This is a genomic window from Actinophytocola sp. (genome assembly GCF_050699915.1).
Classification (GTDB): domain Bacteria; phylum Actinomycetota; class Actinomycetes; order Mycobacteriales; family Pseudonocardiaceae; genus Actinophytocola.
The window spans coordinates 38,869-57,605 of record NZ_JBOHGA010000010.1 but is presented as its reverse complement, the minus strand read 5'-3'; the positions used below and the strand labels follow the sequence as shown (position 1 = coordinate 57,605).

Sequence of the window (18,737 nt, the reverse complement as noted above, 5' to 3'; positions counted from 1 at the left end):
GTGCCCGTCGCCCTGGCAACGTGGACCGCATCCATCGCGGCACGGCCGGCTGCCGCTCCGCTCACGCCGGCCGGCCTGCGCGGCGCCAGCCACGAGCTGGCGACGGCAGCGCCACCACCGACGGCACGAATGATCTATCCCCACGCCGCGCATATCGCTCGACATGCCGCATGCGTGTCACCCAGGCAACGTCGTGTCACCCGATCAGGGACGTAACGCTATCCGTAGGATGAGCACGTGCCTCCTCGTAAGAGCCGGCGATCCTCACTGCCTCAGGTCCGGCAAGGTCCGTCCTCGGACGACGCGCACGCCATCGTCTACCTCAAACGTCATCCCGACGACGACCCAAGCGAGACATCACCCGGCCGGGAATTCCTCCGCAAGGTGTGCCCACCGGGCGTGCGCGCCAAGTTCAACGCCGTTCTCAACGCTGTCGCCGCGGCTCCGCCCAAGCGGTTTGCCGGCGGCGGCGCTTGGGAGGCCATGCACGGCGACATGACCGGATGGTTCGAAGTCCGCAGAGACGGCCCAGGCCGCCGCCACTACCGCCTCTTCTGCCTCCTCGACTACGAAGCCGAGGGCCAGGACAAACCGCTGCTCGTCGTCATCGACGGCCGCGACAAGCCGTTCCGGACCGAACTGAGTCAGGCCGACTACAACGCCGTACGCGCACTCGGCGACGAGTACCGGAGGCGCAACCCGCGCTCCATCTCCTGACGCGACTCAAACCCCGACCGGGTCTTGCGACGGGCGCTTGCCCTCGATCTCCCGCGCCAGCTTCTCTCGGTCCTTCGCGGCACCCGAGCGGAGCGTCTCCGCAACCTGCTCCCGCTCGTCATCCCCCATCGGCACCAGCGCCACCCGCAAGCCCAGCGCAGCCGCCACCTCAGCAACCGTGCCGATCGTCGGGTTGCGGTGCCCCGGCGACAGCAAGCGCCGGATCACGGCCGGCTCAGCACTGATGGCACGCGCCAGCTCCGCCTTCGACAGCCCCAGAGCCGTCCGCGCGTCGTCCAAGTCGTTGACGAGACGATCGATCGTCTCCACCCGGAGGCTCTCGGTGATGTACGCACGCAGGAACTCCGGATCCTGCAGATCCTCTGCCAGATCCTCCCAGTACTGGGTCGGCGTGGTCGCCATGACACCTCCTGATCAGTCATGCGTAACATTAATGCTACGCATGGTTCCGCATGGTCGCAACCTCCTGAACAGGAGGTCCCCGCCACACACAGGGGTTCCATACAGTGGAGTCCGGCAGTGGTCCTGCCCCTCAACGCCCAGTGAGCGTCTAACACCGGGCCACCGGCATCAAGAGCGCTCCGCGTCGCTGCGCGATGGCTGACGCCACTCTTGACACCGGCGTCCCGGCGCTAGGTATGGCAGGGGCGAGGGGAACGGCGGGGTGTGGGCACGGGGTCAGGTAGCGTGGGCATCGCGCCTGATGAGCGCCCTCAGTAAGCCGCCCGGTCTGGACAGATTTCGTGCCCCCCGCGTGCCCCTTCTCACGGTCAATAGGGGTCAAATCGCACGGATCAGCGGTCAGCCGACGAACATAAGCGCAGGTCAGAGGGTTGCGTGCTCGGGCCGTAGATCGCGTGCTGATCTTCCAAGCTGGTCATGCGGGTTCGATTCCCGTCACCCGCTCCACTCTTTTCCTGCAGGTCAGGCTACTGCGGACCGTCCCGCTTGGACGTCGCAGGCCGTCCTCGTTCAGCCATCTTGTTCTCGCGCGCCGGATTCTTGCCAGGCGGCGAAGGGCATGGGCGAGCACCTCGACGGTTTGTGAGCGCGGTCGTGGCTGTGGCCAGTAGCACGCCGAGCAGTACGCCGCCTGTGTTCATCGCCCAGTCGTTGGTGTCGCAGGCTCGGCCGATGGCGGGAGCGACTGCCTGGATGGCCTCGATGACCGCGGACGTGGCCGCGCCGGCCAAGAGGATCAGCGGCGGCCGCCGGGTGGCGAGCGTGGCGAAGTAGACCGGCGGGACGAACAGCGCCACGTTCGCCAACAGTTCGACCCTGCCCAACGTCGGCGCATGGAACTGGACGACGCAGACCACCTCGTCCACCCGGGCGGACGTCGGCACGAGTGTCAAGGCGACGATCGGCAGGACCGCCACCGTCACCAGCGCCCACGACATCCGCACGGCCTGCCTGCGCACGACGACGTCGCCGACGCCCACACAGACGACCGCCACCAGGAGCAACACCACCGGCACCATCGCCGAGTTGTCCAGCAGGAAGTTGGTGATCATCAGGGAGTCGGGCGCCGTGCGGCTCAGGCGGTCAGGCTCGACAGGGCTGATTCCGCGGCTTCGCGGCGTGAGGTCGACAGCTCGGGGCCTACGAAACGCAGGAACGACGACACGAGACGAGCTCGCAGCTCCGGCGGGTCGTAGGGCCGGTTCAGGAAGTTGAGATCCGTGTCGAAGAGCAGGCGGATCGCCACCAACGGCACCGGGCTGGCCATAGACGGAAAGTTCGAGTGGGCGCTTGGCGTGGGGTTGCCGGGATAGGCGGGGCCGGGCAGGAGGCCGTCCTCCACGAAGGCCAGTTTGACCCGCCGCGCTACGCCGCCCAGTAGGGCGCACGCCTGCTCCTCCGCGAGGTCCGGGAACGTCACTATCAGCGCCTTCTGAACACCGCTCGTCCGGTTCTGCGGCCAGAGGCCGACAAACGGCTCACGAAACCTGTCTATGCCCGCCGCAACGCCCTCTTCGGTCGACTCGGTGCCGCGCACCTGTCCGAACCAGAGGGTGCCGCCGTCCAGCGCTCCCCGCACGTACGGGCACACCGCCCCCGGTCTGCCCATCTCGGGATGCGGACGCGTCAGATACTCCTGGCTCCACGTAAGCGCCTCGGCCAGGTCAGGCATCGCGGATGCCCGGTCCCGCACCTCTTTAACGCTGTACAGCCTTTGTGGATCCTCGGTCACGGCATCGGTCCCAACGGCCGGCGACTGGACTCGACGGCCACCTTAGCCGGAGCCCACGACCGAGCACCACGCTCGGCTTTCGCGTATACCACGGAAGGAGCGAGAGCGTTAGACCAGAAGGTCTGGAGTGGCGTGACGACTAGACTCGACGCCGTGGCACCCTTCGTTCATCGGCTTCGGGTCCGGTACAGCGAGTGCGACCAACAGGGCGTCGTGTTCAACGGACAGTACCTGTTCTTCTACGACGTCGCGATCACCGAGCTCTTTCGGGCTCGGATCGGGCCGTACCAAGAGATCGTGGACCGCGGCTACGACATCGTGGTCGCCGAGGCGCGAACCCGCTTCGTGGAAGGCGCACGGTTCGACGAGGAGCTCGACATCGAGCTGCCGATCGAGCACCTCGGTACCACGAGCATGATCGTGCGGCCGGTCTTCCGCGTCGGCGAGCGGCTGATCGCCGACGGCGAGGTGCGGCACGTGTGGGTCGACCCCAAGACGCTCACCAAGACGCCCATGCCGGACGACTTTCGCGCCGCTCTCTCGCGCTAGCGGGTTCGGCGCGCGTACTCGATCTCCAGTACCGGACGGCCGTCGCCGAAGTCGCGTTCTCGAGTGCGGCCCGTCTGGGTGAAGCCGGACGACTCGTAGAAATGCCTCGCCCGGTTCGCGCCCGCCATCGTCCACAGGCGAACGCGGCGGAACCTGGCCTCTCGCAACAGCTCCCACGCCTTGTCCAACACGGACGCCGCCACGTGCCGGCCCCACACGTCCGGATGCGCGAAGCAGTCGAAGATCTCGCCGTCCCGCGACCCGTCACTGTGTGGACCGAAGTAGACGAACGCCGCGACGTCACTGCCGCGCTCGGCAACCAACAGAGTGTTCCGTGCGTGCTCTCGGCCGACCATCAGGTGTGCCCACAGGCGCCGCCGCTGCTCGACGAGCGTGCGCAGCCAGTCCGCCTCGAACAGGTCTCGGTGCGCCACCCGGAACGCCTCCGCGTGCACCTCGCCGACCGCCGTCGCGTCGGCCGCGGTGGCCTCCCGGACGAGCACCGGCAGGTCGACCCTCATGGGGGGCAACAATACGACCGGCCGCCGGTGAGTGACTACCCATCCGCACGGTGTGACCGTGGGAATCACCCATCCCTTGTCCCAGCGACGGGTTGGCTCGCTCGCGGCGGAACTCCGGGCGTAGCGTGCCCGTTGTCGTGACGAACCGTGTAATTCGGGAGGGGTGTCATGGTCACCGCCATTGTGGTCATCGCGTTGGTTCTGGCCGTGGTCGCGCTCGGCACGACGTACGCGCGCAACCAGGCCAACGCCAAGCAGCAACGGCTCGAGGACGCCAAGGCCGAGGCCCGCCGCTGGGTCGAGCGCCTCGGTGGTCAGGTCGTGAACCTGGTCGGCACCGACGAGGCCTCCAAGCAGGCCCTCGCGGACGCCTCGGAGCGCTACAACGCGGCGGGCTCACAGATGGAGCAGGCCACCACGATCGAACAGAGCCGCCTGGTCACCGAGACCGCGCTCGAGGGCCTCTACTACGTCCGCGCCGCCCGCACCGCGATGGGCCTCGACCCCGGCCCCGAGCTGCCGGTCGACCGCGAGCGCGAGCGCGCCGGCAAGGTCACCGAGGACCGCAGCGTGTCGGTCGAGGGCCACGACTACGAAGCCTCGCCCGAGCCCGGCGACCGCACGCCCCACTACTACCCCGGCGGCCGGGTGGCCGGCCGGCCGGTGCCGCAGGGCTGGTACAGCGAGCCCTGGTGGCGGCCCGCGCTCGTCGCCGGCGCCTGGGGCGTCGGCTCTGTCCTGCTGTTCAGCGCGATGTTCTCGGGCATGTACGGCATCCCGGACGCGGCCGCCTGGGAGTCGGGCTACGACGCCGGCCAGGCCGACGCCGCGGAGAGCGGCGACGGCGGTGGTGACGGCGGTGACGCGGGCGGAGACACCGGTGGCGACTACGGTGGCGGCGACTACGGCGGTGGGGACTACGGCGGCGGCGACTTCGGCGGCGGCGGGGACTTCGGCGGCTTCTAGCCCGCCGACTGGCACGTGGGGCACCAGTAGAGGTTGCGGCCGCCGAGCTCGGTGATCGCGACCTCGGTGCCGCACACCAGGCACGGCTGGCCGTGGCGGCGGTAGACGTACACCTCGCCGCCGTGCCGGTCCCGGCGGGGCGCGCGGCCGGTCACATGCGGCAGGTGCTCGTAGTCGACCGTGTCGATCCGGCCGGTGCGCACGCCCTTGCGCATCAGGGCCACCAGGTCCGTCCACATGTCCGTCCACAGTGCACGGTCGAGCTCGCGTCCGGGCAGCATCGGGTCGACCTGGTGCCGGAACAGGATCTCGGCGCGGTAGACGTTGCCCACGCCGGCGAGCACGGCCTGGTCCAGCAGCAGCGCGGCGATCGGCAGCCGCGAGCGGGACAGCCTCGCCCACGCGCGAGCGGGATCGGCGTTGCGGCGCAACGGGTCCGGCCCGAGCTTGGCCAGCACGCCGGTCATCCGGGCGGCGTCGACGAGCTCGCAGACGGTCGGCCCGCGCAGGTCGGTGAAGTGGGTCTCGCCGACCATCCGCATCCGGACCTGCCCGACCGGCGCGGTCACCGGCAGCGGCACCTCCCTGAACGTGCCGATCAACCCGAGATGAACGTGGACGATGGCGTCCGGACCGTAGACGTGGAACAGGTGCTTGCCGTACGCCTCGGCCCGGCGCAGCACTCGTCCGTCCACAGTGGACGCGGCGGTGGTGAACCGACCCTGCGGACTGGTGACCTCGACCGGGCGGCCGGCGAAGAGCTTCTTGTGCAGCCGGGCGAGCCGGTGCAGCGTGTGACCCTCCGGCACTAGCTCGGCAGCGCGGGCGGCGAGCCGGTGCGGTCGAACTCCTCGAGCATGCGGATCCGGCGGGCGTGCCGGTCGACGCCGGAGAACGAGGTGGCGAGGAAGGCGTCGACGATCTCGGCAGCCTCCGCCGGGCTGTGCATGCGCGCCCCGACGCCGATGACCTGGGCGTCGTTGTGCTCGCGGGCGAGCCTGGCGATCTCGACGTTGTACGCCAGCGCGGCGCGGCAGCCGGTGACCTTGTTGGCCGCGATCTGCTCGCCGTTGCCCGAGCCGCCGATGACCACGCCGCGGCTGCCGTGATCGGCGACGACCCGGCGGGCCGCCTCGACGCAGTAGGGCGGGTAGTCGTCGTCCGCGTCGTAGGCGGGCGGGCCGACGTCGACCACCTCGTGGCCGGCCCCGGCGAGGTGCTCGGCGAGGTGGGCCTTCAGCTCGAAGCCCGCGTGGTCGGATCCCAGGTAAACGCGCACGCCGGCATTCTGCCAGCTGACATGATCGGGCCGGTGACGGTCTACCAGCAGGATCACGCGGACCTGCGGCTGGAGTGGGGGCTCGAGGGTGTGCACGCGCTCGCGGAGTGCGCGGTGCTCGTCGTCGTCGACGTGCTGGTCTTCACCACGACGGTCGACATCGCCCTGGGACGCGGTGGCCGGGTGCTGCCGCTGCCGTGGCGCGACGAGCGGGCGGTCGAGGCGGCGCGGGCGGCCGGCGCGACGCTGACCCGCGGCGGGCTGGCGGGGATCGAACGGCAGGACGGCCTGCGGGCCGACTCCCGGCCCGGCTGGACGCTGCGGCCGTCGTCGCTGGTCGAGCTTCCGGCGGGGACCTTCCTGGCGATCTCGTCGCCGAACGGCGCGACGCTCTCGGCCGCCGCTGCGGAGACCGGGGCGACCGTGCTCGCCGGGTGCCTGCGGAACGCGTCGGCGGTCGCGGCCGCCGCGGCGGAGATCGCCGGGGAGGCACCGATCGGCATCCTGCCGGCCGGCGAGCGGTGGCGGGACACGCCCGAGAAGCGGCTGCGGCCGGGCATCGAGGAGTTGTTCGGCGCGGGTGCGATCGCGGCCGCGGTGACCGGCCGGCGCGCGCCGTCCGCCGAGGCCGAGCTTGCCGCGCTGACCTACCGCGCCGCCGAGACACGGGTGGTGGAGCTGGTCGCGGCCTCGGTGTCCGGGCGGGAGCTGGTCGAGGCCGGCGTGCCCGAGGACGTGCGGCTCGCGACCGACGTGGACGCGAGCGACGTGGTGCCGCTGCTGACCGACGGGGTGTTCGCGGCGCGTTGAGATGGCCGGGAGTCGCCGACGCCGGTTACGCCGAGCTGGACCAGACGGTCGGGGTGGGCACGCCGTACCAGTGCTCGTCCACTTTGGACGCTCAGCGCTGGATCGACTTGAGCTCGGTGAACTCCTCCAGGCCGAACCGCCCGAACTCGCGGCCGTTGCCCGACTGCTTGAAGCCGCCAAACGGCGCGCTCGTGTTGAACAGGCCGCCGTTCACGTCGACCTGCCCGGCGCGCAGCCGGCCGGCCACCGCGTACGCCCGGTCCGCGTCGGCACCGAAGACGCCCGCGGCGAGGCCGTACGCGGTGCCGTTGGCGATCCGCACGGCATCGTCCTCGTCGGTGTAGGCGATGATCGACAACACCGGGCCGAAGATCTCCTCCTGCGCGACCGTCATGTCCTCGCGCACGCCGCCGAACACGGTCGGGCGCACGAAGTAGCCGGGGCCGTCGACCGGCTCCGGGCCGCCGTGCGCGAGCGTCGCGCCCTCCTCGACGCCCGTGCGGATGTAGCCGGCCACCCGGTCCCGCTGCGCCGCGGACACCGACGGGCCGATGCGGGTGGTCTCCTGGCTCGGGTCGCCCGGCGTGTACTTCGACGCCGCCGCGACCGCGGCCTCGACCGCCTCGTCGTGCCGGTCCACGGGCACCAGCAGCCGGGTCAGCGCGCTGCACGCCTGGCCGTTGTTCATGAAGCAGTTCGCCACGGTGATCTTGACCGCGCGGACGAGGTCGGCGTCGTCGAGGACCACCGAGGCCGACTTGCCGCCCAGCTCCAGGGCGACCTTCTTGACCGTCTCCGCCGCGACCGCGGCGACCCGGCGGCCGGCCCGCGTCGAGCCGGTGAACGAGACCATGTCGACCATCGGGTGCGCGGCGAGCGCCTCGCCGACGACCGGACCGGTGCCGTGCACCATGTTGAACACGCCGGCCGGCAGACCCGCGTCGGCGATGATCTCGGCGAGCAGGCCCGCGGTCAGCGGCGCGACCTCGCTCGGCTTGAGCACCACGGTGTTGCCGGCCGCGAGCGCCGGGGTCACCTTCGCGACCATCTGTTGCAGCGGGAAGTTCCATGGCGTGATCGCGGCGACCACGCCGATCGGCTCGCGCACGACGGTCGAGTTGCCGATCGTCACCGGCTCCAGGGCGCCGGACTCGATCTCGGCCAGCACGCCGTCGGTGATGCCGACCGGGTTCACCACCTGCACCTTCGAGGAGAACACGATCGGCGTGCCGACCTCGGCGGTGATCGTCGCGGCGAGCTCACCGGAGCGGGCGCGCAGGCCGTCGTTGATCCGGCGCACCGCGGCCACCCGGTCGGCCTGCGCAGTCGCGGCCCAGCCCGGGAAGGCGGTGGCCGCGGCGCGCACCGCCGCGTCGGCGTCGTCCGGCGTACCGGACGGCACCGAGGCGATGACCTCCTCGGTGGTCGGGTTGACGACGTCGATCCGATCGGTCGAGTCGTTACCGACGAACTCGCCGCCGATGAGGTGAGCGGTGCGAACCTGGGTCGGCGCGGCCATGAATCCTCCGAGATGTGACGCTGAAGTCCGTGTCGACTCCCAGACTGTCACACCCACGGAGGACTAGTCGAAGCGCGGCTTTTCCGTACGGGTCCGCTTGAGCTCGAAGAAGTTCGGGAAGCCCGCGAGCGCGACGGCCCCGTCGAAGATCTTCACGGCGTCCTCGCCGCGCGGGATCGAGGTCAGTACCGGACCGAAGAACGCGACGCCGTCGACGTGGAGCGTTGGCGTGCCGACCTCCATGCCGACCGGGTCCATGCCCTCGTGGTGGCTCTTGCGCAGGGAGTCGTCGAAGTCGGTGCGGTGCGCGGCCTCGGCCAGCTCGGCGGGCAGGCCGGCTTCGGCGAGCGACTCGAGGATGACCGCCTCGATGTCCTGGTACCCCTCGTTGTGGATTCGGGTGCCCATGGCGGTGTAGAGGTCGCGCAACACCTCCTCGCCGTGCTGCTCTGCGGCGGCGGTGAGCACGCGCACGGGACCCCAGGCCTGCTCCAGGCCCTTGCGGTAGTCCTCGTCGAGATCCCGGCCCTCGTTGAGCACCGAGAGGCTCATCACGCGGAACCGCAGGTCCATCTCCCGCTGCTGCTCCACCTCGAGAATCCACCGGGAGGTGACCCACGCGTACGGGCACACCGGGTCGAAGTAGAAGTCGACGCTGGTCTTGTTGGCGGCAGTCATGTGACTAACCAACAAGGCAACGGTGAAGTTTCTTCCCCTTCTCACCCGTCTGGCGGGCGACAGCGGGCGGCGGGGTGCTTGGATGCGACTGGCACGTGACAGTTCGAATCGACACGAGGTGACCAGTGGCTCCGCCCAACCTGACCCGCGACGACGCACAGCGGCGCGCTGCGCTGCTCGAGGTGCAGTCCTACGACATCGACCTGGATCTCACCAACGGTCACGGCCAGCCCGGCGAGAGCACCTTCACCTCCGTCACCACGGTTTCGTTCCGCAGCCGCGAATCGGGCGAGTCCTGCTGGATCGACCTGATCGCCGACTCCGTCCAGTCCGCCGAGCTGAACGGCGAGCCGCTCGACGTGTCCGGCTACCGCGAGGAGGACGGCATCGCGCTGCCCTCGCTCGGCGAGCAGAACACGCTGACCGTGCGGGCGACCTGCCGGTACATGAACACCGGCGAGGGCCTGCACCGTTTCGTCGACCCGGTGGACAAGAGCGTCTACCTGTACACGCAGTTCGAGACCGCCGACGCAAAGCGGATGTTCACCTGCTTCGACCAGCCCGACCTCAAGGCCACGTACCGGATCACGGTCACCGCGCCGGAGTCGTGGAAGGTGATCTCGAACGCGCCGCCGGAGTCCGCCGAGTCCATTGTGGACGATGCGGTGCGGCATCTGTTCGAGACCACCAAGCCCATGTCGACCTACCTGGTGGCGCTGGTGGCCGGGCCGTATGCCGAGTGGCGCGACGAGTACCGCGACGACTCCGCGACCGTCCCGCTCGGGCTGTACTGCCGCGCCTCGCTCGCCGAGCACATGGACGCCGAGCGGCTGTTCACCGAGACCAAGCAGGGCTTCGACTTCTACCACCGCAGCTTCGGGGTGGCCTACCCGTTCGGCAAGTACGACCAGTGCTTCGTGCCGGAGTTCAACGCGGGCGCGATGGAGAACGCGGGCTGCGTGACCTTCCTCGAGGACTACGTGTTCCGCAGCCGGGTCACCCGCTACGCCTACGAGCGACGCTGCGAGACCGTGCTGCACGAGCTGGCGCACATGTGGTTCGGCGACCTGGTGACCATGCGCTGGTGGGACGACCTGTGGCTGAACGAGTCGTTCGCCACGTTCGCGAGCGTGCTGGCCCAGGCCGAGGCGACCGAGTACGCACACGCCTGGACGAGCTTCGCGAACATCGAGAAGTCGTGGGCGTACCGGCAGGACCAGTTGCCCTCCACGCACCCGGTGGCCGCGGACATCCCGGACCTGCAGGCGGTCGAGGTCAACTTCGACGGCATCACCTACGCCAAGGGCGCGAGCGTGCTCAAGCAGCTCGTCGCCTACGTCGGCCAGGACCACTTCCTGGCCGGCCTGCGGGTGTACTTCGCCAAGCACGCGTGGGACAACGCGACGCTCGCGGACCTGCTGTCCGCGCTGGAGGAGGCGTCCGGCCGGGACCTGTCCTGGTGGAGCGCGCAGTGGCTGGAGACGACCGGCCTGAACTCGCTGCGGCCGGCGTTCGAGGTCGACGCCGAAGGCCGGTTCACGTCGTTCGCCATCACCCAGGGCGGGGCGAAGCCGGGCGCCGGCGAGCTGCGCACGCACCGGGTGGCCGTCGGCGTGTACGACGACTCCGCCTCTGTCGACGGCGCAGGCAAGCTGGTCCGCACGCACCGCGCCGAGATCGACGTGACCGGCGAGCGGACCGAGGTGGCGGACCTGATCGGCGTGCCGCGCGGCAAGCTCGTGTTGATCAACGACGACGACCTGTCGTACTGCACGATGCGGCTGGACCCGGACTCGCTGACCACCCTGGTCGACCGGATCGGCGACATCACCGAGCCGCTGCCGCGGACGCTGTGCTGGTCGGCGGCGTGGGAGATGACCCGCGAGGCCGAGCTGAAGGCGCGTGACTTCGTCACGCTGGTGTGCCACGGGCTGCCGGCCGAGACCGAGGTCGGCGTGGTGCAGCGGCTGCTGTTGCAGGCGCAGACGGCGATCGGCTCGTACGCGGACCCGGCGTGGGCGCCGGAGGGTTGGCGGGTCTTCACCGACCGGCTGATGGAGCTCGCGGGCTCGGTGGAGCCGGGGTCGGACCACCAGCTGGCACTCGTCAACGCGCTGTCCGGGTCGGTGCTCGGCGAGGACCAGGTCGCCGTCGTGCGCGGCTGGCTGGACGGGTCGGCGCCGCTGGCCGGCCTGGTCGTGGACACCGACCTGCGCTGGCGGCTGCTGCAGGCGTTGGTCGCGCACGGTGCGGCCACCGAGCGGGAGATCGACGAGGCACTGAGCGCGGACTCGACTGCCACCGGCAACCGGCAGGCGGAGCGGGCGCGGGCGCTGCGGCCGACCGAGGACGCCAAGGCCGAGGCGTGGCGGCGCGCGGTGCACGACGACGAGCTGCCGAACTCGATCAACGAGTCGATCATCGCGGGTTTCTCGCACCAGTCCCAGAAGCGGCTGCTCGGCTCCTACGTCGAGCGGTACTTCGCCGACGTGGCCGACGTGTGGCGGCGGCGGTCGAGCGAGCGCGCGCAGCCGGTGGCGATGGGGCTGTTCCCGACGTGGTCGGTGGCGGCGTCGACGGTCGAGGCGGCCGACTCATGGCTCGCCGACGACAGCCACCCGCCGGCCCTGCGCCGGCTCGTGACCGAGGGCCGGGCCGGGGTCGTCCGGGCGCTCGCCGCACGGGAGTTCGACAGCGAGAGCTGACCCCTACGAAACGGAACGCCGCGGGCCCGTCGGGCTCGCGGCGTTCCTTGTTCGTGGGGCTTGGGCTAGCGCCGTCCGGTTCCCGCCTGGTCGCTCAGCATGCGCAGGCCGCTCACCAGGCCGCCGATGAGGTCGCCCTCCTTGAACGAGGCGACCATGCTCATCACCGCGAGGTTGCACGCGCGGTCGGGCAGCCGGCGAGCGGAGTCGGCGCCGGTGACGACCTCGACCCGGCGCTGTCCCGGGGACACCGCGATCAGCACGGCGGACGCGGCGTTCTCGCCCGACGCGGCATGTAGGCCCTCGGCCGTGGCCCGGGTGTCCTCACCCAGGTCGCCGAGGTACACGCTGAAGCCGAGACCGGTCGAGCGCGCGGACAGCGTGAGCGCCTCGTCGACGCGGGCCAGCTGGACGGAACCGAACGGCAGCTCGGGCGCGGCCTGGTGGTATTCCTGCGCCACCGAGATGCGGCCGCTCGCGGTGACGACCGCGCCGTAGCCGTGCTCGGGGTCCTCCGCGATCACCGTGCCGGGGCCGCTACCGGGCGAATCCGCCTTGACGATCTCACCAGCTGCCACGAGCGCCTCCCTTGGCCGTGCGCTTCGCGCTCTTGGCGCCGCCCGTCGGCACTGCGGTCGCGCGGTCCCCGACGCCGGCCGGGTTGGCGGTCCACCACACCGGGGAGTAGTCCCACGGATGACCGGGCCGGTACCTCGGGTTGCGCGCGACCTTGTCGCGCAGCGTCAGCATGGCGATCACGCCGTAGATGGCCAGCGGGATCGCCGCGTAGACGAGAAGAGTCTCCACGAGGGTCACGCGCGACAGACTACCGAGCGTCGACCGCGTCCAGGCAGCGGGCGGAACTCGCAAGGCCCGTGATCACCTTTGGTCATCGCTGGTACGCGCTCCGGTAACCCGACTGCGTCGTGTGCCGGCTGGTCGTTTCCGGCGTTGGACCCAGCGGCTGCCGCCGAACGGCCGTAAGGCCCGTCCACCGCGCCGGTCGTTACCGAACCCGACTTGTCGGTTACAGTTCCAGCTCATAGCTTTCACCTGTACGGCCCTTGCGCACCCCTCATCCGCACTCTCTGTGCGTACACCGCCGAGGAGCACCGCCATGACCATGAGCTTTACGAGCAAACCGCTGATGGCCATCACCCAGTTGGACCAGTCCGAGTTGATCGACTGCTCGGGCACCCGCGTCACCCGCGGGACCAGGGTCACCCGAGGCACTCGGGTCACCCGCGGTACCCGCGTCACCGCCGGCACTCGCGTCACGCGTGGCACTCGGGTCACGCGCGGCACCCGCGTCACCGCGGGCACGCGAGTCACCGCCGCCTGACAACCGCCCTCAGAAGCAAGACCCCGGAAACGATCGGAGCCCGCTGCCTCTCAGGCGGCGGGCTCCCCCAGGTAAGGCAGCCACTGCGGGTCGGCATCCAACACGCCGGCGAGCAGCCGCCAGTGCACCCCACGGGGCGCTCTTGGCACCACCCGAAGCCGCCAGCTGAGCTCGGACAGCAGCTTGTCGGCCTTGCGGTGGTTGCACTTCACGCAGCAGGCCACGCAGTTCTGCCAGGTGTGCTCGCCGCCGCGGCTGCGCGGCACGACGTGGTCGATGGTCTCCGCCCGGTTGCCGCAGTAGGCGCACCGGTAGCGGTCACGGTGCATCAGCCCGGCCCGGGTGAGCGGCACCCGCGCCCGGTAGGGCACCCGCACGAACGTGCTCAACCTGATCACCGAGGGGACCACGACGCTGTCGGCGGCCGAGTGCAGCACCAGCCCGCTCGGGTCGCCGTGCACGACCTCGGCCTTCCCGCACACGACCAGCACCACCGCGCGGCGCAGGGGTAACGCGGTGAGCGGCTCGAAGGTCGTGTTCAACAACAACACCCGACGCCGGCCCCACGTGGTGGGGGGACCGGTGGCCTGTTCCGAAGCACCGTGGTTCGACTTGACGGAACTCGGACGCGCCTGAGTCCGCGGCGCCAGCCCAGCGCGGGTGGCGCCGATCGGAGTCGGATGTCGGTCGGGCACGCGACCACCTCCACCGGTTTCGGCAAGGCAAATCAGACCACAGATCACCCTCGTGGCGCACGTCTGTTGCATAACGTGTCCGTCTTCACGTCCACAAAGATCTGGTGAACGAGCCGGATACGGGCGGCTATATGGTCGCGACGTGACCGTCTTGGACCCGCTCGCCCTGGAGCCACCGGCCTGTGTGGCCGACGAGGGCTGGTGCAGCACGATCTACGACTGGACCCACAACGACTGGCTCGCGGCGTCGTCGCACTGGCTCATCGCCAAGCCGATCACGATCCTGCTGATCGTCATCGGCGCGCTCATCTTCCGCGCGATCGCCCGGCGGCTCATCGACCGGCTCACCCGCGCGACCGGCGGCAGGGTGCCCACCGTGCTGCGGCCGCTGCGCGAGCGCGCGCCGCAGGCACTCGGCCAGCTGCTGTCCGAACGCCGCGCCCAGCGGGCGCAGACCATCGGCTCGGTGTTCAAGTCGATCGTCTCGTTCATCGTGTTCGGGCTGGCGTTCATGATGATCCTCGGCGAGCTCGGGGTGAACCTCGGCCCGATCCTCGCCTCGGCCGGCATCGTCGGCGTCGCCATCGGGTTCGGCGCGCAGAACCTGGTGAAGGACTTCCTGTCCGGCGTGTTCATGATGCTCGAGGACCAGTACGGCGTCGGCGACGTCGTGGACACCGGCGAGGCCATCGGCACCGTCGAGGCGGTGGGGCTGCGGATCACGACGCTGCGGGACGTCAACGGGACCGTCTGGTATGTCCGCAACGGCGAGATCCTCCGGGTCGGCAACTCCAGCCAGGGCTTCGCGGTCGCCGTGGTCGACGTGCCGATCGGCTTCGGCGCGGACGTCGGCCAGGCCACCGAGATCCTCCAGCGGGTCACCACGGAGGCCACAGAGGACTCACCGATGTCCGACGACGTGATCGAGCCGGCCGAGGTGCTCGGCGTGGAGCGGGTCACCGCCGCCGAGGGCATCACGATGCGGGTGACCGTGAAGGTCCGGCCGGGCCGCCAGTGGTCGGTGCAGCGGTCGCTGCGCGCAAGGGTGATGGACGCGTTCGAGGACGCCGGCATCCGCGGCCCGGTGGCGCGGGGCTTCCCGCCGTCCGAGCCGTGACGGGGAATGCGAGGATGGAGAGCGTGGCGACACCCGACAGCACGCCGGACAAGGCGGAGAGCTTCTACGACGCCGTGGGCGGCGAGGAGGTCTTCCACCAGATCATCGCCCGCTTCTACGCCGAGGTCGCCAAGGACGAGGTGCTGCGGCCGCTGTATCCGGAGGAGGACCTCGGCCCGGCCGAGGAGCGGCTGCGGATGTTCCTGGTGCAGTACTGGGGCGGCCCGCACACCTACTCCGACCGGCGAGGGCATCCGCGGCTGCGGATGCGGCACGCGCCGTTCGCGATCGGCCCGATCGAGCGGGACGCGTGGCTGCGCTGCATGCGCGTCGCGGTCGACGAGGCGGGCCTTTCCGACAAGCACCGCGAGCAGCTCTGGGCCTACCTCGAGATGGCCGCCAACAGCCTGATGAACAGCTGGGTCTGAACGGTCTACGCAGGTTGGCTCTGTCTTCGGCGCGGCTCCGAATGGCAGGATGACCCATCGTGCGCACACCCGACGACACCCGCCGAGGGGACGTCCCGTGGTGGCGTGACGCGGTCTTCTACCAGATCTATGTCCGCTCCTTCGCCGACCACGACGGCGACGGCATCGGCGACCTCGAGGGCATCCGCTCCCGCCTGGGCTACCTCGAGCTCCTGGGCGTCGACGCGCTGTGGCTCACCCCGTTCTACCGCTCCCCGATGGCCGACCACGGCTACGACGTGTCCGACCCGCGCGACGTCGACCCGCTCTTCGGCGACCTCGCGGCCTTCGACCGGCTCGTCGCCGAGGCCCACAACCTCGGCATCCGGGTGACCATCGACCTGGTGCCCAACCACACCAGCGACCTGCACCCGTGGTTCACCGAGGCGCTCGCGGCCGGGCCGTACGGGCCGGCGCGGGACCGCTACCTGTTCCGCGACGGCCGGATGGGCGGGACGGCGCCGCCGAACAACTGGGTCAGCGTGTTCGGCGGTCCGGCCTGGACCCGGTCGCCGGACGGGCAGTGGTACCTGCACCTGTTCTCGCCCCAGCAGCCGGACCTGAACTGGGCCAACTCCGACGTGCGCGCGGACCTCGAGCGCACGCTGCGGTTCTGGCTCGACCGCGGCGTGGACGGATTCCGCATCGACGTGGCGCACGGCATGGCCAAGCCCGCCGGGCTGCCGGACATGGACCCGCGAGCGGCCGGCCTCGTCGGCCACCACGAGTTCTACGACCCGCGGTTCGACGACGACGGCGTGCACGACATCCACCGCATGATCCGCAAGGTGCTCGACGCCTACCCGCACGCGGTGTCCGTCGGCGAGGTGTGGGTGACCGACAACGAGCGGCTCGCCGACTACCTGCGCGCCGACGAGCTGCACCTGGGCTTCAACTTCCGGCTGGTGCTCGCGCCGTTCGACGGCGCCGCGGTCCGCACGGCCATCGAGGAGTCCATGGCCACCGCCGCGGCCGCGGGCGCGCCGCCCACCTGGACGCTGTCCAACCACGACGTGTGGCGCGAGGTGTCCCGGTACGGCGGCGGGGCGCGCGGCCGCCGGCGCGCACGGGCGATGGCGCTGGTGGAGCTGGCGCTGCCGGGCGTGGTCTTCGTCTACAACGGCGCGGAGCTGGGGCTGTCCAACGTCGAGCTGCCGGACTGGGCACTGCAGGACCCCGTGTGGGAGCGGTCCGGGTACGCCGACCGCGGCCGGGACAACTGCCGGGTGCCGCTGCCGTGGGAGGGCGACACGCCGCCGTTCGGCTTCTCGCCCGGGTCGCGGCCGTGGCTGCCGATGCCGGCGGACTGGGCCGGGCTGACCGCGGAGCGGCAGCTGGAGGACGAGGGCTCGACGCTGTCGCTGTACCGGCAGGCGCTGGAGCTGCGCCGCACGCACGCGGCGTTCGCCGGGGAGGCGCTGGAGTGGTACGGGGCGCCGGCGGGCTGCTTCGCGTTCCGGCGCAAGGGCGGCAAGCTCGTGTGCGTGCTGAACACCTCGGACGAGGCGGTGCCGCTGCCGCCCGGCAAGGTGCTGCTGGCCAGTGGGCCGCTCGACGAGAACTACCTGCCGCCGGACACGTCGGTCTGGCTCGTCTGACCGCTACAGGCCGCTGCCGACCTCGCCGAAACCGCCGGACGGGTCGTCGTAGAGCGGCTCGGGCTCGGGTTCCGACCGCGACTCTGGACGCGACTCGGGCGCGGGCTCAGCCTGGGCCGAGCCGGCGAACGCGGCCGACGCGGCGAGGTAGCCGACGCTCGGGCCGAACGTCCACGCGGCGCTCTTGATCGCGTTCCGGCGGCGGGTCCGCGGGTCCGGCAGCGGCTGCGGGTCGGTCGGGTGCTGGACGTGCCGCGGCCGCGCCGGGCCATCGTCGGGCTCGCGGTCCTCCCAGTAGTCCTCGCGTGGGACGGTCTGGTCGAGGAACCCGCGCGCCGGATCCTGGTCGGCCGGGTCGTGACTGTCGCTCATGCCCGTCTGACTCCCTCCGGCCGGCACCCGTCGCAGTCTCGCGCCGCATGTAAGGATTCGGCAAGCTACACCAGCAACGGCAGCAGCGCGTGTCGCCGGCGGACGACCGCGCCGTAACGGGCGTCGATGCGCAGCCACGCGTCCGTCGCGGTGATCCGGACCTGCTCGCCGGCCGTGTCGCCGGTGCCCAGGAAACCCATGCCGGACATGGCGAACAGGCACCGCAGCGGGATCTTGACCTCGAGCCCGTCGCCGGTCACGGTCAGCACCGTCTGGTCGAGCAGCGACGCGGGCGGCGTGCCGTGCGGGCCCATGTTCTCCCTGGCCAGCTCCAGCCCGCGGTCGGCGAGGTCGGTGACGATCTTCGCCGGCAGCGACTCCACGACCTGCCAGTGCGCCTTCGGTGGCAACGCGGAGCGCCACTGCAGGTCGAGCACCCGCCCCGGGTCGACCCGCTCGCCGCGCGACACCGACAGCGCGGCGAGGAGCTCGTTGCCGGACACGGTGACGTCGCCCGGCTCGACCCGGCCCAGCACCATGCGTGTGGCGAGCACGTCGAACGGCGTGGCCACCCACGCGTCGAGGCGGCCGGGTGCGTCCTCGTCGTCACCGGCACGGTTGCGCAGCCGCACCACCGTGCCGCCCTCCAGCCGCACGGCTCGGGCCACGAACGCGCCGAGGTCGTCGCGCTCGGCTCGCTCCGCGAAGGTCAGCTCAGGCACCGTTTCCTCCACTGCCGATGCGCCACGCGGCAAGGAAGTCGCGCTCCGCCTCCGACATCCGCCGCGGCCGGTTGCTCGTCAGGTCGTAGGGCACCAGCATCGTCTCCGCGGTGACCGCGACCGGGTCGTCCGCCGATGGTCCATTGTGGACCTCGTAATCCAGGGTGAACGAGGCGTGCCGCATCTCCCGCAGGGACACCGCGACTCGCATCGCGCCGCCGTCGGCGACCAGCGGCGCGTGGTAGTCCACGACGATCCGCGCGACCACCACGCCGGCCGAGATGCCCTCGGCCCCGTGCCGCGCGGCCTCGCCGAACAGCAGGGCGATCCGCGCCTCCTCGAGCAGCGTCACCGTGTTGGCGTGGTTCACGTGACCGTACGCGTCCATGTCGGACCACCGCGGCCGAACCTCGGCAATGAAGACTCCCACGCCACCCCCTCGCAAGCTCGGGGCCGCCGTGGGCG

The 18,737-nt window shown here is 70.9% G+C and carries 23 protein-coding genes; 9 read left to right on the top strand and 14 right to left on the bottom strand.

Annotated features, from left to right (window positions below; genetic code table 11):
* The first annotated feature begins 237 nt into the window (after positions 1-237).
* Complete coding sequence (locus ACRDSK_RS03485; protein ID WP_431438403.1) at positions 238-717, top strand: hypothetical protein; 480 nt, start codon at positions 238-240, stop codon at positions 715-717.
* Positions 718-723: 6 nt separating this feature from the next.
* Here the strand turns inward: ACRDSK_RS03485 and ACRDSK_RS03480 are convergent, their stop codons facing one another.
* From ACRDSK_RS03480 to ACRDSK_RS03470, 3 genes are all read right to left on the bottom strand, one after another.
* On the bottom strand, positions 724-1,140 hold the full coding sequence (locus tag ACRDSK_RS03480) for a DNA-binding protein (RefSeq protein WP_431438402.1): 417 nt from the start codon (positions 1,138-1,140) through the stop codon (positions 724-726).
* Between the two features lie 527 nt (positions 1,141-1,667).
* Complete coding sequence (locus tag ACRDSK_RS03475) at positions 1,668-2,252, bottom strand: VanZ family protein (RefSeq protein ID WP_431438401.1); 585 nt, start codon at positions 2,250-2,252, stop codon at positions 1,668-1,670.
* Between the two features lie 23 nt (positions 2,253-2,275).
* Positions 2,276-2,932 carry a DUF6875 domain-containing protein gene (locus tag ACRDSK_RS03470; protein ID WP_431438400.1) on the bottom strand — a complete coding sequence of 219 codons (657 nt, stop codon included), beginning with the start codon at positions 2,930-2,932 and terminating at the stop codon, positions 2,276-2,278.
* A 153-nt stretch (positions 2,933-3,085) separates the two neighbouring features.
* Here ACRDSK_RS03470 and ACRDSK_RS03465 point away from each other — a divergent pair, with 153 nt between their 5' ends.
* The gene (locus tag ACRDSK_RS03465) at positions 3,086-3,481 is read left to right on the top strand and encodes an acyl-CoA thioesterase (protein WP_431438399.1); all 396 of its coding nucleotides are present in this window, start codon (positions 3,086-3,088) and stop codon (positions 3,479-3,481) included.
* Here the strand turns inward: ACRDSK_RS03465 and ACRDSK_RS03460 are convergent.
* Complete coding sequence (locus ACRDSK_RS03460; RefSeq protein WP_431438398.1) at positions 3,478-4,002, bottom strand: N-acetyltransferase family protein; 525 nt, start codon at positions 4,000-4,002, stop codon at positions 3,478-3,480. The genes ACRDSK_RS03465 and ACRDSK_RS03460 overlap by 4 nt on opposite strands.
* Positions 4,003-4,170: 168 nt before the next feature.
* Between ACRDSK_RS03460 and ACRDSK_RS03455 the strand changes: the two genes are divergently transcribed.
* Positions 4,171-4,968 (top strand): hypothetical protein, encoded by a 798-nt coding sequence (locus ACRDSK_RS03455; protein WP_431438397.1) that lies wholly within the window; start codon positions 4,171-4,173, stop codon positions 4,966-4,968.
* On the opposite strand, the gene ACRDSK_RS03450 is transcribed toward ACRDSK_RS03455, so the two are convergent.
* Together ACRDSK_RS03450 and ACRDSK_RS03445 are read right to left on the bottom strand one after the other, a co-directional pair.
* Positions 4,965-5,777 (bottom strand): Fpg/Nei family DNA glycosylase, encoded by an 813-nt coding sequence (locus ACRDSK_RS03450; protein ID WP_431438396.1) that lies wholly within the window; start codon positions 5,775-5,777, stop codon positions 4,965-4,967. The two genes, ACRDSK_RS03455 and ACRDSK_RS03450, sit on opposite strands and share 4 nt — an antisense overlap.
* Positions 5,777-6,247: a ribose-5-phosphate isomerase gene (locus ACRDSK_RS03445; RefSeq protein WP_431438395.1), complete on the bottom strand. Its 471-nt coding sequence runs from the start codon at positions 6,245-6,247 to the stop codon at positions 5,777-5,779. Before ACRDSK_RS03445 ends, ACRDSK_RS03450 begins: the two co-directional genes overlap by 1 nt.
* Before the next feature lie 33 nt (positions 6,248-6,280).
* On the opposite strand from ACRDSK_RS03445, the gene ACRDSK_RS03440 reads away from it, so the two are divergent.
* Complete coding sequence (locus ACRDSK_RS03440; RefSeq protein WP_431438394.1) at positions 6,281-7,057, top strand: 2-phosphosulfolactate phosphatase; 777 nt, start codon at positions 6,281-6,283, stop codon at positions 7,055-7,057.
* A gap of 91 nt (positions 7,058-7,148) precedes the next feature.
* Here ACRDSK_RS03440 and ACRDSK_RS03435 read toward each other — a convergent pair whose 3' ends face one another.
* On the bottom strand, positions 7,149-8,576 hold the full coding sequence (locus ACRDSK_RS03435; RefSeq protein ID WP_431438393.1) for an aldehyde dehydrogenase family protein: 1,428 nt from the start codon (positions 8,574-8,576) through the stop codon (positions 7,149-7,151).
* A gap of 63 nt (positions 8,577-8,639) precedes the next feature.
* The gene (locus ACRDSK_RS03430; protein WP_431438392.1) at positions 8,640-9,254 is read right to left on the bottom strand and encodes a DsbA family protein; all 615 of its coding nucleotides are present in this window, start codon (positions 9,252-9,254) and stop codon (positions 8,640-8,642) included.
* Between the two features lie 125 nt (positions 9,255-9,379).
* On the opposite strand from ACRDSK_RS03430, the gene pepN reads away from it, so the two are divergent.
* The gene (pepN, locus tag ACRDSK_RS03425; protein WP_431438391.1) at positions 9,380-11,959 is read left to right on the top strand and encodes an aminopeptidase N; all 2,580 of its coding nucleotides are present in this window, start codon (positions 9,380-9,382) and stop codon (positions 11,957-11,959) included.
* Between the two features lie 65 nt (positions 11,960-12,024).
* On the opposite strand, the gene ACRDSK_RS03420 is transcribed toward pepN, so the two are convergent.
* Both ACRDSK_RS03420 and ctaJ read right to left on the bottom strand, forming a co-directional pair.
* The gene (locus ACRDSK_RS03420; RefSeq protein ID WP_431438390.1) at positions 12,025-12,537 is read right to left on the bottom strand and encodes a DUF5130 family protein; all 513 of its coding nucleotides are present in this window, start codon (positions 12,535-12,537) and stop codon (positions 12,025-12,027) included.
* The gene (gene ctaJ, locus ACRDSK_RS03415; RefSeq protein WP_431438389.1) at positions 12,524-12,775 is read right to left on the bottom strand and encodes an aa3-type cytochrome oxidase subunit CtaJ; all 252 of its coding nucleotides are present in this window, start codon (positions 12,773-12,775) and stop codon (positions 12,524-12,526) included. The genes ACRDSK_RS03420 and ctaJ overlap by 14 nt, the downstream gene beginning before the upstream one ends.
* Positions 12,776-13,076: 301 nt before the next feature.
* On the opposite strand from ctaJ, the gene ACRDSK_RS03410 reads away from it, so the two are divergent.
* The gene (locus tag ACRDSK_RS03410; protein WP_431438388.1) at positions 13,077-13,301 is read left to right on the top strand and encodes a hypothetical protein; all 225 of its coding nucleotides are present in this window, start codon (positions 13,077-13,079) and stop codon (positions 13,299-13,301) included.
* A 50-nt stretch (positions 13,302-13,351) separates the two neighbouring features.
* On the opposite strand, the gene ACRDSK_RS03405 is transcribed toward ACRDSK_RS03410, so the two are convergent.
* Positions 13,352-13,852: an HNH endonuclease gene (locus tag ACRDSK_RS03405; RefSeq protein ID WP_431438387.1), complete on the bottom strand. Its 501-nt coding sequence runs from the start codon at positions 13,850-13,852 to the stop codon at positions 13,352-13,354.
* 295 nt (positions 13,853-14,147) lie between these two features.
* On the opposite strand from ACRDSK_RS03405, the gene ACRDSK_RS03400 reads away from it, so the two are divergent.
* Genes ACRDSK_RS03400 through ACRDSK_RS03390 form a run of 3 tightly spaced genes read left to right on the top strand, consistent with a single transcriptional unit; the run spans position 14,148 to position 17,178 of the window.
* Positions 14,148-15,113: a mechanosensitive ion channel family protein gene (locus ACRDSK_RS03400; RefSeq protein WP_431438405.1), complete on the top strand. Its 966-nt coding sequence runs from the start codon at positions 14,148-14,150 to the stop codon at positions 15,111-15,113.
* A gap of 14 nt (positions 15,114-15,127) precedes the next feature.
* A complete protein-coding gene (locus ACRDSK_RS03395) occupies positions 15,128-15,541 on the top strand; it encodes a globin (RefSeq protein WP_431438386.1) in 414 nt (137 codons plus the stop codon).
* A 59-nt stretch (positions 15,542-15,600) separates the two neighbouring features.
* The gene (locus ACRDSK_RS03390) at positions 15,601-17,178 is read left to right on the top strand and encodes a glycoside hydrolase family 13 protein (RefSeq protein ID WP_431438385.1); all 1,578 of its coding nucleotides are present in this window, start codon (positions 15,601-15,603) and stop codon (positions 17,176-17,178) included.
* A 3-nt stretch (positions 17,179-17,181) separates the two neighbouring features.
* Here ACRDSK_RS03390 and ACRDSK_RS03385 read toward each other — a convergent pair whose 3' ends face one another.
* The 3 genes from ACRDSK_RS03385 to ACRDSK_RS03375 all read right to left on the bottom strand — a co-directional run bounded on the left by ACRDSK_RS03385 (position 17,182) and on the right by ACRDSK_RS03375 (position 18,660).
* Positions 17,182-17,550: a hypothetical protein gene (locus tag ACRDSK_RS03385; protein WP_431438384.1), complete on the bottom strand. Its 369-nt coding sequence runs from the start codon at positions 17,548-17,550 to the stop codon at positions 17,182-17,184.
* Between the two features lie 65 nt (positions 17,551-17,615).
* Positions 17,616-18,272 carry a hypothetical protein gene (locus ACRDSK_RS03380; protein ID WP_431438383.1) on the bottom strand — a complete coding sequence of 219 codons (657 nt, stop codon included), beginning with the start codon at positions 18,270-18,272 and terminating at the stop codon, positions 17,616-17,618.
* The gene (locus ACRDSK_RS03375; RefSeq protein ID WP_431438382.1) at positions 18,265-18,660 is read right to left on the bottom strand and encodes an acyl-CoA thioesterase; all 396 of its coding nucleotides are present in this window, start codon (positions 18,658-18,660) and stop codon (positions 18,265-18,267) included. The genes ACRDSK_RS03380 and ACRDSK_RS03375 overlap by 8 nt, the downstream gene beginning before the upstream one ends.
* Positions 18,661-18,737: the final 77 nt, after the last annotated feature.

Coding starts and splice junctions, on each gene's coding strand:
- ACRDSK_RS03385 (WP_431438384.1), bottom strand. CDS start 17,550: ATGAGCGACAGTCACGACCCGGCCGACCAGGATCCGGCGCGCGGGTTC.
- ACRDSK_RS03410 (WP_431438388.1), top strand. CDS start 13,077: ATGACCATGAGCTTTACGAGCAAACCGCTGATGGCCATCACCCAGTTG.
- ACRDSK_RS03455 (WP_431438397.1), top strand. CDS start 4,171: ATGGTCACCGCCATTGTGGTCATCGCGTTGGTTCTGGCCGTGGTCGCG.
- ACRDSK_RS03395 (WP_431438386.1), top strand. CDS start 15,128: ATGGAGAGCGTGGCGACACCCGACAGCACGCCGGACAAGGCGGAGAGC.
- ACRDSK_RS03430 (WP_431438392.1), bottom strand. CDS start 9,254: ATGACTGCCGCCAACAAGACCAGCGTCGACTTCTACTTCGACCCGGTG.
- ACRDSK_RS03475 (WP_431438401.1), bottom strand. CDS start 2,252: ATGATCACCAACTTCCTGCTGGACAACTCGGCGATGGTGCCGGTGGTG.
- ACRDSK_RS03480 (WP_431438402.1), bottom strand. CDS start 1,140: ATGGCGACCACGCCGACCCAGTACTGGGAGGATCTGGCAGAGGATCTG.
- ACRDSK_RS03435 (WP_431438393.1), bottom strand. CDS start 8,576: ATGGCCGCGCCGACCCAGGTTCGCACCGCTCACCTCATCGGCGGCGAG.
- ACRDSK_RS03375 (WP_431438382.1), bottom strand. CDS start 18,660: ATGGACGCGTACGGTCACGTGAACCACGCCAACACGGTGACGCTGCTC.
- ACRDSK_RS03460 (WP_431438398.1), bottom strand. CDS start 4,002: ATGAGGGTCGACCTGCCGGTGCTCGTCCGGGAGGCCACCGCGGCCGAC.